The following is a 15,290-nucleotide window of genomic DNA, read 5'->3' as shown; positions in this document are numbered from 1 at the left end:
CCGACACATGGATCAACCGCTGATCAACCGCATCGTCGAAGGCGCACTGCTGGCCTCCAGCCAGCCGCTGACCCTGGCGCAGCTGCAGGAGCTGTTCCCGGAGGAGCAGCCGGCGCCGCCGGGCAGCGTCGAACGCGCGCTGGAGCTGCTGCGCGAAGGCTGCCAGGGGCGCGGCGTGGAGCTGGTCGAGGTCGCCTCCGGCTTCCGCTACCAGATCACCCGCGAGGTGCACGGCTGGGTCTCGCGGCTGTGGACCGAACGCAAGACCCGCTACACCCGCGCCACCCTGGAGACGCTGGCCCTGATCGCCTACCGCCAGCCGATCACCCGCGGCGAGATCGAGCAGGTGCGTGGCGTGGCGGTCAGCAGCAACATCATCCAGGCGCTGGAAGAGCGCGAATGGATCCGCGTGGTCGGCCACCGCGACGTGCCCGGCAAGCCGGCGCTGTTCGGCACCACCCGCGCGTTCCTGGACTACTTCGGCCTCAAGCGCCTGGACGAACTGCCGCCGCTGTCCGAACTGCGCGACATCGGCGAACTGGAGCCGCAGCTGCCGCTGGGCGACGACGGCCAGCTGGCCGCCCCGCTCGCCGCCGCCGCGGCCACCCCCGAAGCCGCCGCAGCGGACGATGATGCCGGCCGCGGCGACACCGACACCGCGGCAGCCCCGGACGACGGGGATGCCGCACCCGACACCGCCCCCACGGGCGAACCCGACGCCGCGCCGGGAGAGCGCGCGGCGGAAGTGGAAGACACCGGAAACAACGCCGTCGCGACGACGACCGTGGCTGTTGACGAAGCCGATCCCGAACCTGAGGCCGACGAAGAAAACGCCGGCCGGAGCCAAACAGAATGAGTGACACCCCCCGCAAGCCGTCGTTGAACAAGCTCTCGCTCAAGCGCGAAGCCGCTGTCGAGCAGCCCCGGCTGGAAGAACGCCTGCACAAGGTCCTGGCCCAGGCCGGCCTGGGCTCGCGCCGCGCGCTGGAGCAGCGCATCGCCGACGGCCTGGTCAAGGTCAACGGCGAGACCGCGCAGACCGGCATGTCGGTCAAGAGCGGCGACAAGATCGACCTCGACGGCCGCAGCTTCGTCGCCAGCGCGCTGACCGACCCGTCGCGCGTACTGGTCTACAACAAGCCCGAAGGCGAAGTGACCACCCGCGAGGACCCCGAAGGCCGCCCGACCGTGTTCGAGTCGCTGCCGCCGCTCAAGGGCGCGCGCTGGATCGCCATCGGCCGCCTGGACATCAACACCACCGGCCTGCTGCTGCTCACCACCGACGGCGAACTGGCCAACGCCATGATGCACCCGTCGTTCGAGGTCGAGCGCGAGTACGTGGTGCGCGTGCGTGCCCCGGAAGGCCAGGAAAAGGTGCCGGACAACGTCGTCGACCGCCTCGCCCGCGGCGTCGCGCTGGAAGACGGCCCGGCCAAGTTCGACGAGATCGAACGCATCGGCGGCACCGACTCGCATGACTGGTTCCGGGTGGTGGTCAAGGAAGGCCGCAACCGCGAAGTGCGCCGCCTGTGGGAATCGCAGGGCTGCCAGGTCAGCCGCCTCAAGCGCACCCGTTACGGCAAGGTCGAACTGCCGCGCGAATTGCTGCGCGGGCAGTCGGTGGAACTGCCCAATGCCCAGGTCGAGGCGCTGCGCGCCGAGCTGAAGCTGGAAGAAGGCGCGCCGTCGGCGCTGACCCTGCAGCCGGTGATCGGCCAGCGCAAGGCGGCCAAGACCACCGTGCGCGTGCGCGAAGGCGGCCGCGGCAATGCCTACGTCAACGGCCACAACACCGCCGACGAAGGCCGCGAACTGCGCCGCTTCGACACCCTGCGCGAAGACCGCGGCCGTGGCCGCGGTGGCAAGGGCGGCGGCTTCAAGGGCGGCCTGACCGTCAGCGGCGAAGCGGCGGCCAAGCAGTCGCAGAAGCCGTTCAAGCAGCGCAAGCCCAAGGGTGACCGCAGCCTGCCGGAAGGCAATCCCGCCGCATTCCGCACCTGGTACGTACCCGAAGGCGTGAGCACCGGGCCCAGCGGCCACCGCAACGCCGGTCCGTCCGGCAACCGCGGCCCCGGCCGTGGCCCGGCCGGCGAAGGCCAGGGCCGCCCGTACGGCAAGCCGCGCCCGGGTGGCGGCGGCGCCGGGCGCTCCGCCAGTGGCCAGGGGCGTCCGCAGGGCGGCGGCCAGTCCGCCGGTCAGGGTCAGGGGCAGGGTCAAGGCCAGGGTCAGCGCAAGCATCCCTATGGCCATCCGGGCAATGCCCCGAGCTTCCCGTCCGACCACGCCAACCCGGGCTTCAGCCCGTACGGCGCGCGTCCGGCCGGCAACCGTCCTTCCGGCGCACCGCGCGGCGGCAACCGTCCCGGCGGCAGCGGCCGTCCGGCGGGCCGCCCGGGCGGCGGCCGTCCCGGCGGTGGTGGTCGTCCCGGCGGCGGCGGTCGCGGGCCGCGCGGCGGCTGATGCGCAGGCCGGCCGCCACGGCCCGCCTGCCCGCGCATGACTGCGAACGCCCGGCCCAGTGCCGGGCGTTCGCGTAGGGGCGCTACACGCCCGCTGCAGCCGTCGCTGTCACCCGGCGTGACCGGGACGCGGGCGATGTTGGGCGCGTTGCCCGCGGCGGACGGACGCTCAGGCCGCCACGCCGGTCACGCGCACGCCGGCTCAGCGCCGTTCGATCACGAACTTGCCGAAACCCACGCCCAGGTCCCAGCCACGGCCGGTACCGGCCAGGGCCAGCGAGATGTCGCCCTTGGTCACCACCTGGGCGTTGCTGGAACGGGATGCGCCGGCATGGACCTCGGCCCCACCGTAGGTGCCGATCAGGTCGTTGACGCTGTAGGCGCCGGTGAACTTGCCGCGGCCATCGCTGACCGTGGACTTGCCGACCGTCAGGCCGCCGCCCTTGGCACGGATCTTCACCGGGATGCTGGCGCCGTTGTCGCAGGTGATGGTGCCGTTGCCGGTGGCGGTCTTGTAGAAGATCGACCAGCCGGACAGGTTGAAACGCAGTTCGCAGTCGATGTTGCCGGCCGCGTGCGCGGACGGCGCAACGACACCAGCCGCCAGCAGCAGGGCTCCCGCCAGGATCTTCATGGTTCGTTCTCCACTCGCAAGGGGACGCGGCGAGCCTAGCAGCGCGCCCGCGTCCGCAGACAGGTACCGGCCGCGCCATCCGGCCGGCGTTCAGCGTCGCCCCGGATCAGCCCAGGGTGAAGGCATCGGCGTCCAGCATCGCCGGGAAGCGCTCGCGGTGCTCGGCCAGCGCCTGCGCCGAGACCACGGTGGTCACCACCTGCTCGCGCTCGCGGATTTCCACCTGCGGCTGGCCGAGGAAGTCGATCACCGCACTGTCGCCGGCGTAGTGCAGGCCATTGCCGTCCACGCCGACGCGGTTGACCACCGCCACGTAGCACAGGTTTTCGATCGCCCGCGCGCGCGCCAGCGTGCGCCAGGCATGGGCGCGCGCCGACGGCCAGTTGGCGACGAAGATCTGCAGATCGAAATCCATCTGCCCGGGGCGCTCGACGTCGAAGCGGTTGCGGCAGAACACCGGGAAACGCAGGTCGTAGCAGATCTGCGGATTGATCCGCCATCCCTTCAGTTCCACGCACAGGCGCTCGCGCCCGGCGGCATAGCGCTTGTGCTCGCCGGCATAGCGGAACAGGTGGCGCTTGTCGTAGTGCCGCAGCCCGCCATCGGGCGTGGCCCACAGCAGCCGGTTGAAGACCCCGCCGTCGACGCGCAACTGCACGCTGCCGGTGACCGCCGCACCCAGCGCGCGCGCCTGTTCGCGGATCCAGGCCACAGTCGGGCCGTCCATGTCCTCGGCCTTGTCGATGGCGTCGTTGGAGAAGCCGCTGGTGAAGGTTTCCGGCAGGATCACCAGGTCGGTGCAGCCTGCCAGCGGCGCCAGCAGCGCGCCATAATGCTCGCGATTGCCCGCCGGGTCGTGCCAGCGGGTGTCGCCCTGCACGAGGGAAATGCGCAGGTCATTCATCGGTATCACCCTCACCGTCACAAGGCACGAACGAGATGTCGTAGCCGAAAGGATTTCCGCGCGGCGGCTGGTCCGGCGGCGTCTCGTGGATTACAACCCGCCCGGTCATCCCGAAGCCGATCCCGTCGCTGGTGAAACGGAGCATGTCCGCGGCCTCGTCGGCATCCGTTGCCCATCCCTTCATCGCCCTCACCGCCGGCCCAGGACGGCATTCGAAGCCGTCCGCGAGCGCGCCGGCAACGCCGTCGGCGATGAGCGGGTAATGCTGGAATGGGGTGGTGGCGCGCCCGTAGCGCAACATCAGTTTCCAGTCGTTGCCGAGCGGCTCGTCCGTCACAGTTTCACCAGGCGCTCGATCGCCGCGTCCAGCGTGGCATCGTTCTTGGCGAAGCACAGCCGCACCAGGCGCTGCCCAGCCGGCGCGGTTTCGTAGAACGGCGACAGCGGGATCGCGGTGACGCCCTTGTCGATGGTCAGCCACTTCACGAACTCATGGTCCGGCAGGTCGCTGATGGCCGAATAGTCCACCAGCTGGAAGTAACCGCCCGGCACCGGCAGCGGCTGCAGCCGCGTGGTCAGCAGCTGCTCGCGGAACCGGTCGCGCTTGGCCTGGTAGAACGCACCCAGTTCCAGGTGGTGCGCCGGCTCGTCGCGGATCATCGCCGCGAAACCATACTGGGCCGGGCCGTAGGTGGTGAAGGTGTTGTACTGGTGCACCTTGCGGAATTCGGCGCTCAGCGCCGGCGGGGCGATGGCGTAGCCGATCTTCCAGCCGGTGCAGTGGTAGGTCTTGCCGAAGCTGGAGATCACGAAGGCGCGCTCGCGCAGCTCCGGGTAGCGCAGCGCCGATTCGTGGCGGGCGCCGTCGTAGACGATGTGCTCGTAGACCTCGTCGGAGATGAGGTAGATGCCGGTGCCGCGCAGCACGTCGGCCAGCGCCTGCATGTCGGCGGCCGAGAGCATCGCGCCGGACGGGTTGTGCGGGGTGTTGACCATCAGCATCCGCGTCCGTGGCGTGATCGCCGCGCGCACCTTGTCCCAGTCGACGGCGAAGGTCCGCGGGTCCAGCGCCACATGCACCGCGCGTGCGCCCGCCAGGTCGATGGCCGGCTCGTAGCAGTCGTAGGCCGGGTCGAGCACGATGACCTCGTCGCCGGCCCGCACCACCGCATGGATGGCGTTGAAGATCGCCTCGGTGCCGCCGGACGTCACCGTGATCTCGGTGTCCGGGTCGACCTGCGCGCCGTAGCAGTCCAGTGCCTTCTGCGCGATGGCCTGGCGCAGCGGCGCCACGCCGGTCATCGGCGCGTACTGGTTCAGGCCCTCGCGCATGGCCCTGGCGGTCTCGTCGATCAGGCGCTGCGGCGCCGGGAAATCCGGGAAGCCCTGGCCCAGGTTGACCGCGCCGTGCTCGGCGGCCAGCTGCGACATCACGGTGAAGATGGTGGTGCCCACCTTGGGCAGCTTGGTCTGCGGTTGCATCGATGCGTCGGCGTCGGGGGAAGGGAAACGACGAGTTTACGCAATGCCGGCGGCAACGGCCGCCCAGCCCGCGCTGCGGCACCGGCGGCAATGCCTATAATGTCGCGCCCGATGCGCCAGCCTGCCTGCGCTCCCACCCAAGGACGGAAGCGCCCGATCCGATGACCGCGACCCTGAACACCCCGCCGCTGCTAGACGCGCGCGGACTGCGCTTCACCCGCAACGACGACCCGGTGTTCGGGCCCCTGGACCTGCACGTGGACGCCGGCGAGGCGCTGCTGGTACAGGGCGGCAACGGCGCCGGCAAGACCACCCTGCTGCGCGTGCTCGCCGGGCTGCTGCGCGCCGACGAAGGCACGATCCAGATCGACGGTCGCACCGCCGGCGCCGGCGACCGCTCGCGCTACATCGCCTACCTGGGCCACCTGCCCGCGCTCAAGCAGGACCTGGGCACGCTGGAGAACCTGCACGTGCTGTGCGGCCTGCAGGGCCGCCGGGTGCGGCAGATGCCCGGCAACGCGCTGGCCATCGTCGGCCTGGCCGGCTACGAGGACACCCTGGTGCGGCAGTTGTCGGCCGGCCAGAAGAAGCGCCTGTCGCTGGCCCGGCTGTGGCTGTCGCCGGCACCGGTGTGGCTGCTGGACGAGCCCTACGCCAACCTCGACCTGGACGGCATCAACCTGGTCAACCGCATGATTTCAGCACACCTGCGCAGCGGCGGCGCCGCCCTGGTCACCACCCATGGCGCCTACGCCGCGCCACCGGTGCGCAACCGCACGTTCACCCTCGGCTCCGCCGCGGTGGAGACCGCCGCATGAGCCTGCCCGGCCCGCAGCCCTCGCTGCTCGACGCTGCCCGGGCGCTGCTCGCGCGCGACCTGAAGCTGCTGTGGCGGCGCCGCGGCGACGCCGCGCAGCCGATCCTGTTCGCGCTGCTGGTCGTGGCCCTGTTCGCCCTGGCGCTGGGCGGCAATCCGGACCTGCTGCAGCGGGTGGCCGCGGCGGTGCTGTGGCTGTCGGTGCTGCTGGCCGGGCTGCTGTCGCTGGATACCCTGTTCCGCGGCGATGCCGAGGACGGCTCGCTGGAGCAGTGGCTGCTGTCGCCGGTGCCGTTGCCGTGGCTGGTCGCGGTGCGGGTGTTCTCGCACTGGCTGACCACCGCCTTTCCACTGGTGCTGGTCAGTCCGCTGCTGGCCGAACTGATGCAGCTGCCACGCGCGCAGCTGCCGGTGCTGGTGGCGTCGCTGGCGCTGGGCACGCCGCTGCTGAGCCTGCTCGGCGCGGTGGTTGCCGCGCTCACCGTGGGCATGCGCCGCTCCGGCATCCTGCTGGCGCTGCTGGTGCTGCCGCTGTACGTGCCGGTACTGGTGTTCGGTGCCGGCGCGGTGGCCGCGGCAGCGCAGGGCTTCGACGCCAGCGGCGCGCTGCTGCTGCTCGGCGCCGGGCTGGTGGTCAGCCTGCTGCTGGCGCCGCTGACCGCCGCGGCCGCGATCCGCATCGCCAATTCCTGACCCTCCCGGCGGCTTCCGCGACCGCGGGTTACGGGCGCCGCCGGCGGCCGTCGCGGGCGGCTGCGCCGGCGCCGTCCTGCCGCCACGCCGGCCCGGCGTCCCCGGCCGTGTGAAGACCGGGCATGCAGCGTCCGGCGCATGCTCCGGACCTGCGACATTGCGTCGCTTGCCAACCCCGAACGCCGGCGACAGCATGGCCGGCCATTCGCCCGCAGCCGCATGCCCATCCCCGCAGACAGGAGCTTTGAAGATGTTCCGCAAACTGATCGTCGCTTCCACCCTGGCCCTCGGCGCCGCCGGTGCCGCCCATGCCGCCGGCAGCTGCTCGGTGAACCTGGAGGGCAACGACGCCATGCGCTACAACATGGCCAACATCGACGTACCCAAGAGCTGCGCCAGCTTCACCATCAACCTCAAGCACACCGGCAAGATGGCCAAGAACGTGATGGGCCACAACGTGGTCGTCGCCAAGGCCGCCGACATGAGCGGGATCGACACCGACGGCATCAAGGCCGGGCTGGCGGCCGACTACGTCAAGGCCGGGGACACCCGCGTGATCGCCCACAGCAAGGTGGTCGGCGGCGGCGAAAGCACCTCGTTCAGCATCCCGGTGGCCAAGCTCACCGCCGCCGGCGCGCCGCTGTCCTTCTTCTGCAGCTTCCCCGGCCACGCGGCGCTGATGAAGGGCACGCTCACCCTGAAGTGACCGCCACGGCGCGGGCTGGCCGTGCCAACCGCGCCGTCTTCGGCTAATCTTCACGAGCCGCCGGGCGCACGTGCTTCGCGGTGCCCGGCAACGGGGTGGGAGGGGTCCACCCCGCCATCGTTTTCCTCGACGAGCGAGCGGATGTTCAAAGGTTTGCCAGGTTGGTTCCATCGGCTGGGGTCCCCTGCCTATTTCGACGCTTTCGCCGCCCGTTGGTCGCCCTGGTGCTACGTGGCCTCGCTGCCGCTGTTCGCCTTCGGCCTGTGGCAGGCGCTGGCGGTGGTGCCGGCCGACTACCAGCAGGGCGACAGCTTCCGCATCCTCTACATCCACGTGCCCTCGGCCTGGATGAGCCTGTTCGTGTTCGGGCTGATGGCGTTCTACAGCACCATCGCCCTGGTCTGGCGGGTCAAGCTGTGCGAGATCCTGGCCATGGCCTGCGCGCCGATCGGCGCCGCCTTCACCCTGATCACCCTGCTTACCGGCAGCATCTGGGGCAAGCCGATGTGGGGCACGTGGTGGGACTGGGACCCGCGCCTGACCACCGAGCTGATCCTGCTGTTCCTGTACCTGGGGGTGATGGGCCTGTATGGCGCCATCGACGACCGCCGCGCCGCCGCCCGCGCCGCCGGGCTGCTGTCCATCGTCGGCGTGGTGCTGCTGCCGGTCATCCGCTATTCGGTGGTGTGGTGGAACTCGCTGCACCAGGGCCAGACCATCCGCATGTTCGGCGAGTCCAGCATGGACGGCAGCATGATCCTGCCGCTGTGGCTGATGGTGCTGGCCACCAAGTTCTGGTTCGCCGGCTCGCTGCTGGCCCGCGCCCGCGCCGACAACCTGCGCCGCGAGGCCGGCAAGGCCTGGGTACGCGAGCGCGTGGAGAAACTGACATGACCTACTTCCAGTACGTGGCCCTGGCCTATGCGGTGTTCTTCGTGGTCCTGGCCTGGGACTTCGCCATCCCGCGCCTGCAGGTGCGGCGACAGCTGCGCGAGGTACGCAACCGCCTGGCGCGCGCCAGCCGCAATGCCCAGGCCGCTGCGCCCGGCGACGAGGAACTGAGCCGATGAGTCCTGTGCAACGCCGCCGCCTGCTGCTGGTGCTGCTGGTGCTTGCCGTGGCCGGCATCGCCGCCGCGCTGGTGGCCACCGCCCTGCAGCGCAACATCGCCTATCTGTACACCCCGGCCGAGGTGAAGGCCGGCAAGGTCGCGCCCGACGCGCGCTTCCGCCTCGGCGGCATGGTCGCCAAGGGCTCGTTCCAGCGCGCCCCCGGCGCGCTGCTGGCGCGCTTCGAGGTGACCGATGGCGACGCGCGGTTGCCGGTGACCTACGACAAGATCCTGCCGGACCTGTTCCGCGAGGGCCAGGCGGTGGTCGCCACCGGGCGCATGGCCGGCGGCGTGTTCGTGGCCGAGGACGTCCTGGCCAAGCACGACGAGACCTACATGCCCAAGGAACTGGCCGACAAAATGGGCGTGGCCCATGACAAGCACCAGGTCCCGGCCACGGCCACGCCGGCGGAGTCGCGCTGAGTGCTCGCCGAGATCGGACAGGTCCTGCTGATCCTCGCGCTGCTGGCGGCACTGCTGCAGAGCGTCCTGCCGCTGGTCGGCGCGCAGCGCGGCATCGCCCCGTTCATCGCCATCGCCCGCCCGGCCGCGGCGCTGCAGCTGGCCATGGTGCTGGGCGCGTTCGTGGTGCTGACCGCGGCCTTCGTGCGCCAGGATTTCTCGCTGCGCTACGTGGCCGAGAACTCCAATTCGCTGCTGCCGATGATCTACCGCTATTCGGCGGTATGGGGCGCGCACGAGGGCTCGCTGCTGTTGTGGACGCTGGTGCTGGCGCTGTGGACCGCGGCGGTGGCCGGGTTCTCGCGGCGCCTGCCGCCGCCGGTGATGGCGCGCGTGCTGGCGGTGATGGGCCTGATCAGCGTGGGCTTCCTGGCCTTCCTGCTGTTCACCTCCAATCCGTTCGAGCGGCTGCTGCCGGCACCGGTCGAGGGCCGCGACCTGAACCCGCTGCTGCAGGACCCGGGCCTGATCATCCACCCGCCGATGCTCTACCTGGGCTATGTCGGATTCGCGGTGCCGTTCGCCTTTGCCGTCGCCGCCCTGCTCGATGGCCACATCGACGTGCGCTGGCTGCGCTGGACCCGGCCGTGGACCAACGTGGCCTGGGCCTTCCTCACCCTGGGCATCGCGCTGGGCAGCTGGTGGGCCTACTACGAACTGGGCTGGGGTGGCTGGTGGTTCTGGGACCCGGTGGAGAACGCCAGCTTCATGCCGTGGCTGGCCGGCGCGGCGCTGCTGCATTCGCAGGCCGCCACGGAAAAGCGCGGCGTGTTCATCGGCTGGACCCTGCTGCTGGCCATCACCGCGTTCGCGCTGTCGCTGCTGGGCACCTTCCTGGTGCGTTCGGGCGTGCTGACCAGCGTGCACTCGTTCGCCGCCGACCCGGCGCGCGGCCTGTTCATCCTGGTGTTCCTGGCGCTGGTGATCGGTGGCGCGCTGCTGCTCTACGCGCTGCGGGCCCCGGCGATGGGCGGCCCGGCCGATCCGCGCCGCGCCTACGCGCTCAATTCGCGCGAAAGCCTGCTGCTGGCCAACAACCTGCTGCTCAGCTGCGCCTGCGCCATGGTGCTGCTGGGCACGCTGTACCCGCTGCTGGCCGATGCGCTGGACCTGGGCAAGGTCTCGGTGGGGCCGCCCTACTTCGGCACGCTGTTCCTGCTGTTGATGGCGCCGCTGGTGCTGCTGCTGCCGTTCGGCCCGCTGACCCGCTGGCAGCGCGAACAGGGCCTGCGCCCGCTCGCCCTGCTGGCGCCATGGGCGGTGCTGGCCCTGCTGCTGGGCGTGGTCGCCTGGTTCATGGCGCCGCAGGGCAAGCTCAAGACCGCCGTCGGCATCGCCGCCGCGGCATGGGTGGGCGCCGGCACCGCGTACGTGCTGTGGCAGCGCCTGCGCGGCGGTGGCCGTCCCAACGCCGAGACCTGGGGCATGCTGATCGCCCATGCCGGCATCGCCGTGTTCCTGGTCGGCGCGCTGCTGGTGGAATCGCTGAGCATCCAGCATGAAGTGGCGCTGACGCCGGGCAGCGCGGTCGAGGCCGGCGGCTACCGTCTGGCGTTCGAGGGCGTGGACGCCAGCGACGGCCCCAACTACCACTCCGACCGCGGCCACGTGCGCGTGTTCCGCGGCGACCGCGAGGTCGCCCTGCTGCACCCGGAAAAGCGCATGTACGCCAGCGGCGGTATGCCGATGACCGAGGCCGGCATCCATCCGGCACTGGGCGGCGATGTGTATGTTGCGCTCGGCGAATCGCTGGGCGATGGTGCCTGGGCGGTCCGCGTGCAGGTCAAGCCCTTCGTCCGCTGGATCTGGCTGGGCGCGCTGCTGATGGCCCTGGGCGGCTTCGTCACCGCCGTCGACCGCCGCTTCCGCCGGCTGCCCGAGAAATCCTGATGTCCGACACGTCGCCCACTCCGAATCCTCCCCATCGCCTGCCGCCGGTCGCGCTGATCATCGGCGCGCTGTTCTTCCTGGGCCTGGTCGGCCTGATGCTCTATGGCGTCAGCCGTTCCGACCGGCCCGACCGTGACAGCCTGCCTTCGGCGCTGATCGGCAAGCCCGCGCCGGACTTCTCGCTGCCGGTGCTGCACGACCCCACGGTCAAGGTCAGCGGCCACGACCTGCGCGGCGCGCCCTACCTGCTCAACGTGTGGGGCAGCTGGTGCCCGACCTGCCGCGACGAGCACCCGATCCTCACCCGGTTCGCCGAGACCAAGCGCGTGCGCGTGATCGGCTACAACTGGAAGGACGAGCGCGCCGACGCCCTGCGCTGGCTGGAACAGCTGGGCAATCCCTACATGGTGGTGGTGGCCGACGAAGAAGGCCGCACCGCGCTGGACTGGGGTATCGCCGCCGCGCCGGAGACCTTCCTGGTGGACGGCAGCGGCATCGTGCGCTGGAAGTACAGCGGCGCCATCACCCAGGACGTGCTCGACCGGCAGCTGATCCCGGCGCTGGAGAAGATCGAGGCCGGCGCCGGCGGGAAGACCGCGCGATGACGCGGCTGGCGGCCATGCTGCTCGCGCTGTGCCTGCCCTGGCTGGCGATGGCGCAGCCGATGGGCGACCCGGCCCCGTTGCAGTACCGCGACCGTGCCGAGGAAGCGCGCTTCCACGCGCTGGCCGCCGAACTGCGCTGCGTGCAATGCCAGAACCAGTCGCTGGCCGACTCCAACGCGCAGATCGCCCACGACCTGCGCCGCGAGGTCCTCAACCTGATGCGCGAAGGCCGCAGCGATGCGCAGATCAAGCAGTTCCTGGTCGAGCGCTACGGCGAATTCGTGCTCTACCGCCCGCGCATGGAAGGCAGCACCCTGCTGCTGTGGCTGGGCCCCGGCGTCCTGCTGCTGGCCGGCGCGGCGCTGCTGTTCGTGCACGTGAGCCGGCGTGGGCGCGTCGCCCCCGCCCCGGCCGCCGCGGATGCCAACCAGGATGAACGCGAATGGTGAAGGCGGTATTCCTGTCGCTGGCCGCACTGCTGGCCATCATTGCCGGCGGTGCCATGCTGTGGCCGCTGCTGCGCGCCGGCAAGCGCGCCATCTGGGGCACCCTGGTCGGCTCGATCGCGGTCGCCACCGTGGGCCTGTACCTGTGGCTCGGCACGCCGGCGGCACTGCAGGCGCCGGACGAGGCGCCGCCGCAGAGCCTGGAGCAGGCGGTCGAACAGCTGCGCGCGGTGCTCGACGAGCATCCCGAGCGCACCGAAGGCTGGGTCCTGCTGGCCCGCTCGCAGCTCGAACTCGGGCGTGTGGCCGATGCCGCCGCCTCGTTCGAGCGCGCGTTGAAGCTCGACCCCGACCAGCCCGAGCTGTTGATCGAAGCGGCGCAGGCGCGCGCCCGCGCACATCCGAAAATGCTGTTCGACGACACCGGCGTGGAATGGCTGCAACGCGCCCGCAAGGTGGCGCCGGACAACCAGCGCGCGATCTGGCTGATCGGCATCGTGCAGCGCCAGCGCGGCCAGGACGAAGCCGCCGTGCGCACCTGGGAAAGCCTGCTGCCGCGGCTGGAACCCAATGCCGCCGCGGCGCTGCGCGAACAGATCGACGCCGCCCGTGCCGACGCCGGGATGCCGCCCGCCACGCCCGCCCCGGCTCCCCCCGCGGCCGGCAGCGCCGGCGCCCATGCCATCACCGTGCAGGTCACCCTGGCACCGTCGCTGCAGGCGCGCGTCGCCGCCGGCAGGGACACCCTGTTCGTCATCGCCCGCGTTCCCGGTGGCCCGCCGATGCCGGTCGCGGTCGAACGCCACCCGGCGCAGGCCGGACCGCTCACGGTCACGCTCGACGACGGCGACAGCCCGATGCCGACTCAGAAGCTGTCCGCCCTGGGCGAGGTGGAAGTATTCGCGCGACTGTCCGCCAGCGGCACCGCGATGCGCCAGGACGGCGACGTGGAGTCGGTACCGGTGAAGGTCGCCCTGCCCGCCCGTGAGCCGCTGCGGATCACGCTCGGCCAACCGTGACCCACACGTCGGAGCGGATGCGGTGGACCAGGACCAGATCAAACTGCTGTTCGACCAACAGGCCGCCGGCTACGACGCACAGTGGGCCAAAACCCACCCGATCCGCGATTGCCTGCACCTGCTGCTGGATTCGGCCTTCGCCACGCTGCCGCCGGATGCGCGCATCCTCTGCGTGGGGCTCGGAACCGGCGCGGAGCTGATGCATCTCGCGCGGCAGCATCCCGGCTGGCGGTTCACCGCGGTGGAACCGTCCGGCGCGATGCTCGCCCTGTGCCGCCAGGCGGCCGAACGGGAGGGTATTTCGGCGCGTTGCCATTTCCATGAAGGCTACCTGGAGTCGCTCCCGGACACGGCCAGCTTCGACGCGGCCACCTGCTTCCTGGTATCCCAGTTCATTCTCGATCCGGTAGCCCGCTCCGGGTTCTTCCAGGGCATCGCGCGCCGGCTCGCACCGGGCGCGATGCTCGCAAGCTCCGACCTGGCCTCGGACGTGCAGTCGCCCGCCTACGAGGTGCTGCTGCGCGCATGGATGAGCCTGATGGCCGCAGCCGACGTTCCGGCCGACGCCCTGGAGCGCATGCGTGCCGCCTATGCCCGGGATGTCGGGATACTGCCCCCGGAGCAGATCGCTTCGATCATCGCCGCGGGCGGTTTCCAGCCCCCCGTGCCGTTCTTCCAGGCCGGGCTGATCCACGGCTGGTTGTCCGTGCGCGACGATCAGGCCCGCTGAGCCCCGGCAACCGGCGCACCGCGGCGCCCGCCCCGCCCGTTCCGGCAGCCGGCGCCACCACGTGGCGGTCGCAGCGGCAGCATTCCCCGCGGCCCTGGTAACCCCGGCTCATGCCCTGATGACGCCGGGGCATCGCGGGTCATCCCCGTATCGGCGCATGGCCGGTAGAATCGGCCGATGACCGAGTTCATCCCCGAAGGCAGCCGCTTCCACGCACTGGCCTCGCCGTTCCCGATGAAGCGCGGCGGCCAACTGCACGGCGCGCGCATCGCCTACGAAACCTGGGGCACGCTGGCCGCCGACGCCGGCAATGCCATCCTGATCGTCACCGGGCTGTCGCCCGACGCCCATGCCGCCAGCCATCCCGGCAACCCCGCACCCGGCTGGTGGGAGCCGATGCTCGGCCCCGGCAAGCCGATCGATACCGACCGCTGGTTCGTGGTCTGCGTCAACTCGCTGGGCAGCTGCAAGGGCTCCACCGGCCCGGCCTCGCTGGATCCGGCCACCGGCAGGCCGTACCGGCTGTCGTTCCCCGAACTGTCGGTGGAGGACATCGCCAACGCGGCCGCCGGGGTGGTGCGCGCGCTCGGCATTCGGCAGCTGGCGTGCCTGATCGGCAACTCGATGGGCGGCATGACCGCGCTGGCCCTGCTGTTGCAGCACCCGGGCATCGCCCGCACCCACATCAACATTTCCGGCAGCGCGCAGGCCCTGCCCTTCTCCATCGCCATCCGCTCGCTGCAGCGCGAGGCCATCCGCCTTGACCCGGCCTGGAACGGCGGCGACTACGACGACGCCCACTACCCGGAATCGGGCATGCGCATGGCGCGCAAGCTGGGGGTCATCACCTATCGTTCGGCACTGGAGTGGGACGGCCGTTTCGGCCGCGTACGGCTGGATTCCGAGCAGGGCGACGACGATCCGTTCGGGCTCGAGTTCCAGGTGGAAAGCTACCTGGAAGGCCACGCACGCCGCTTCGTGCGCCGCTTCGACCCCAACTGCTACCTGTACCTGGGGCGTGCGATGGACTGGTTCGACCTGGCCGAATACGGCAACGGCGACGTCATGGCCGGGCTGGCGAAGATCCACGTGCCGCGGGTGCTGGCCATCGGCGCCAACACCGACATCCTGTTCCCGGTCGAACAGCAGCAGCAGATCGCCGACGGCCTGCGCGCGGGCGGTGCCGACGCGCACTTCATCGGCATGGACTCGCCGCAGGGCCATGACGCCTTCCTGGTGGACTACGACCGTTTCGGCCCGGCGGTACGCGGCTTCCTCGACACGCTTACCGGCCCTTGACCGACGGTGCGGCGTGGCATCGGCCCACGCCGC

Annotated in this window: 18 protein-coding genes; 14 read left to right on the top strand and 4 right to left on the bottom strand. The window is 71.0% G+C overall.

Annotated elements, in window-relative coordinates; translation table 11 throughout:
* Positions 1–7: 7 nt before the first annotated feature.
* Positions 8–856 carry an SMC-Scp complex subunit ScpB gene (gene scpB / locus F0P95_RS11110; RefSeq protein WP_182334278.1) on the top strand — a complete coding sequence of 283 codons (849 nt, stop codon included), beginning with the start codon at positions 8–10 and terminating at the stop codon, positions 854–856.
* A complete protein-coding gene (locus F0P95_RS11105) occupies positions 853–2,460 on the top strand; it encodes a pseudouridine synthase (protein ID WP_182334277.1) in 1,608 nt (535 codons plus the stop codon). Before scpB ends, F0P95_RS11105 begins: the two co-directional genes overlap by 4 nt.
* 201 nt (positions 2,461–2,661) lie before the next feature.
* On the opposite strand, the gene F0P95_RS11100 is transcribed toward F0P95_RS11105, so the two are convergent.
* From F0P95_RS11100 to F0P95_RS11085, 4 genes are all read right to left on the bottom strand, one after another.
* The gene (locus F0P95_RS11100; RefSeq protein ID WP_054665142.1) at positions 2,662–3,093 is read right to left on the bottom strand and encodes a hypothetical protein; all 432 of its coding nucleotides are present in this window, start codon (positions 3,091–3,093) and stop codon (positions 2,662–2,664) included.
* 106 nt (positions 3,094–3,199) lie between these two features.
* Entirely contained in the window at positions 3,200–3,997 is a 798-nt protein-coding gene (locus F0P95_RS11095) for an amidohydrolase (protein ID WP_182334276.1), read from the bottom strand.
* Entirely contained in the window at positions 3,990–4,334 is a 345-nt protein-coding gene (locus tag F0P95_RS11090; protein ID WP_198422003.1) for a hypothetical protein, read from the bottom strand. Before F0P95_RS11090 ends, F0P95_RS11095 begins: the two co-directional genes overlap by 8 nt.
* Positions 4,331–5,479: a pyridoxal phosphate-dependent aminotransferase gene (locus F0P95_RS11085; RefSeq protein WP_182334275.1), complete on the bottom strand. Its 1,149-nt coding sequence runs from the start codon at positions 5,477–5,479 to the stop codon at positions 4,331–4,333. The genes F0P95_RS11090 and F0P95_RS11085 overlap by 4 nt, the downstream gene beginning before the upstream one ends.
* A 161-nt stretch (positions 5,480–5,640) precedes the next feature.
* On the opposite strand from F0P95_RS11085, the gene ccmA reads away from it, so the two are divergent.
* From ccmA to metX, 12 genes are all read left to right on the top strand, one after another.
* On the top strand, positions 5,641–6,297 hold the full coding sequence (gene ccmA, locus F0P95_RS11080; protein WP_182334274.1) for a heme ABC exporter ATP-binding protein CcmA: 657 nt from the start codon (positions 5,641–5,643) through the stop codon (positions 6,295–6,297).
* The gene (gene ccmB / locus F0P95_RS11075; RefSeq protein ID WP_054665129.1) at positions 6,294–6,989 is read left to right on the top strand and encodes a heme exporter protein CcmB; all 696 of its coding nucleotides are present in this window, start codon (positions 6,294–6,296) and stop codon (positions 6,987–6,989) included. Before ccmA ends, ccmB begins: the two co-directional genes overlap by 4 nt.
* 250 nt (positions 6,990–7,239) lie before the next feature.
* Positions 7,240–7,695, top strand: a complete 456-nt coding sequence (gene azu, locus F0P95_RS11070; RefSeq protein WP_182334273.1) for an azurin — start codon at positions 7,240–7,242, stop codon at positions 7,693–7,695.
* 141 nt (positions 7,696–7,836) lie between these two features.
* Positions 7,837–8,589 (top strand): heme ABC transporter permease CcmC, encoded by a 753-nt coding sequence (ccmC, locus tag F0P95_RS11065; RefSeq protein ID WP_182334272.1) that lies wholly within the window; start codon positions 7,837–7,839, stop codon positions 8,587–8,589.
* Positions 8,586–8,765, top strand: coding sequence for a heme exporter protein CcmD (gene ccmD / locus F0P95_RS11060; RefSeq protein ID WP_182334271.1), 180 nt, complete (start codon positions 8,586–8,588; stop codon positions 8,763–8,765). The genes ccmC and ccmD overlap by 4 nt, the downstream gene beginning before the upstream one ends.
* On the top strand, positions 8,762–9,229 hold the full coding sequence (ccmE, locus tag F0P95_RS11055; protein WP_054665118.1) for a cytochrome c maturation protein CcmE: 468 nt from the start codon (positions 8,762–8,764) through the stop codon (positions 9,227–9,229). The genes ccmD and ccmE overlap by 4 nt, the downstream gene beginning before the upstream one ends.
* Complete coding sequence (locus F0P95_RS11050; RefSeq protein WP_182334270.1) at positions 9,230–11,158, top strand: heme lyase CcmF/NrfE family subunit; 1,929 nt, start codon at positions 9,230–9,232, stop codon at positions 11,156–11,158.
* A complete protein-coding gene (locus F0P95_RS11045; RefSeq protein ID WP_182334269.1) occupies positions 11,158–11,763 on the top strand; it encodes a DsbE family thiol:disulfide interchange protein in 606 nt (201 codons plus the stop codon). The genes F0P95_RS11050 and F0P95_RS11045 overlap by 1 nt, the downstream gene beginning before the upstream one ends.
* Positions 11,760–12,212 (top strand): cytochrome c-type biogenesis protein, encoded by a 453-nt coding sequence (locus F0P95_RS11040; protein WP_182334268.1) that lies wholly within the window; start codon positions 11,760–11,762, stop codon positions 12,210–12,212. Before F0P95_RS11045 ends, F0P95_RS11040 begins: the two co-directional genes overlap by 4 nt.
* Positions 12,206–13,228, top strand: a complete 1,023-nt coding sequence (locus F0P95_RS11035; protein WP_182334267.1) for a tetratricopeptide repeat protein — start codon at positions 12,206–12,208, stop codon at positions 13,226–13,228. The genes F0P95_RS11040 and F0P95_RS11035 overlap by 7 nt, the downstream gene beginning before the upstream one ends.
* A gap of 22 nt (positions 13,229–13,250) precedes the next feature.
* On the top strand, positions 13,251–13,958 hold the full coding sequence (locus tag F0P95_RS11030) for a class I SAM-dependent methyltransferase (RefSeq protein ID WP_182334266.1): 708 nt from the start codon (positions 13,251–13,253) through the stop codon (positions 13,956–13,958).
* A 177-nt stretch (positions 13,959–14,135) separates the two neighbouring features.
* Positions 14,136–15,257 carry a homoserine O-acetyltransferase MetX gene (gene metX, locus F0P95_RS11025; protein WP_182334265.1) on the top strand — a complete coding sequence of 374 codons (1,122 nt, stop codon included), beginning with the start codon at positions 14,136–14,138 and terminating at the stop codon, positions 15,255–15,257.
* The last annotated feature ends 33 nt before the right edge of the window (positions 15,258–15,290 follow it).

It is taken from the genome of Stenotrophomonas acidaminiphila, from assembly GCF_014109845.1.
Lineage (GTDB): Bacteria > Pseudomonadota > Gammaproteobacteria > Xanthomonadales > Xanthomonadaceae > Stenotrophomonas > Stenotrophomonas acidaminiphila.
The sequence above is the reverse complement of the archived record's forward strand: the minus strand, read 5'-3'. Positions and strand labels throughout refer to the sequence as shown.

What these genes read in the sequence shown, in the direction of transcription:
- scpB (WP_182334278.1), top strand. Translation starts at nt 8, where the DNA reads ATGGATCAACCGCTGATCAACCGCATCGTCGAAGGCGCACTGCTGGCC.
- F0P95_RS11105 (WP_182334277.1), top strand. Translation starts at nt 853, where the DNA reads ATGAGTGACACCCCCCGCAAGCCGTCGTTGAACAAGCTCTCGCTCAAG.
- F0P95_RS11100 (WP_054665142.1), bottom strand. Translation starts at nt 3,093, where the DNA reads ATGAAGATCCTGGCGGGAGCCCTGCTGCTGGCGGCTGGTGTCGTTGCG.
- F0P95_RS11095 (WP_182334276.1), bottom strand. Translation starts at nt 3,997, where the DNA reads ATGAATGACCTGCGCATTTCCCTCGTGCAGGGCGACACCCGCTGGCAC.
- F0P95_RS11085 (WP_182334275.1), bottom strand. Translation starts at nt 5,479, where the DNA reads ATGCAACCGCAGACCAAGCTGCCCAAGGTGGGCACCACCATCTTCACC.
- ccmA (WP_182334274.1), top strand. Translation starts at nt 5,641, where the DNA reads ATGACCGCGACCCTGAACACCCCGCCGCTGCTAGACGCGCGCGGACTG.
- ccmB (WP_054665129.1), top strand. Translation starts at nt 6,294, where the DNA reads ATGAGCCTGCCCGGCCCGCAGCCCTCGCTGCTCGACGCTGCCCGGGCG.
- azu (WP_182334273.1), top strand. Translation starts at nt 7,240, where the DNA reads ATGTTCCGCAAACTGATCGTCGCTTCCACCCTGGCCCTCGGCGCCGCC.
- ccmC (WP_182334272.1), top strand. Translation starts at nt 7,837, where the DNA reads ATGTTCAAAGGTTTGCCAGGTTGGTTCCATCGGCTGGGGTCCCCTGCC.
- ccmD (WP_182334271.1), top strand. Translation starts at nt 8,586, where the DNA reads ATGACCTACTTCCAGTACGTGGCCCTGGCCTATGCGGTGTTCTTCGTG.
- ccmE (WP_054665118.1), top strand. Translation starts at nt 8,762, where the DNA reads ATGAGTCCTGTGCAACGCCGCCGCCTGCTGCTGGTGCTGCTGGTGCTT.
- F0P95_RS11045 (WP_182334269.1), top strand. Translation starts at nt 11,158, where the DNA reads ATGTCCGACACGTCGCCCACTCCGAATCCTCCCCATCGCCTGCCGCCG.
- F0P95_RS11040 (WP_182334268.1), top strand. Translation starts at nt 11,760, where the DNA reads ATGACGCGGCTGGCGGCCATGCTGCTCGCGCTGTGCCTGCCCTGGCTG.
- F0P95_RS11035 (WP_182334267.1), top strand. Translation starts at nt 12,206, where the DNA reads ATGGTGAAGGCGGTATTCCTGTCGCTGGCCGCACTGCTGGCCATCATT.
- metX (WP_182334265.1), top strand. Translation starts at nt 14,136, where the DNA reads ATGACCGAGTTCATCCCCGAAGGCAGCCGCTTCCACGCACTGGCCTCG.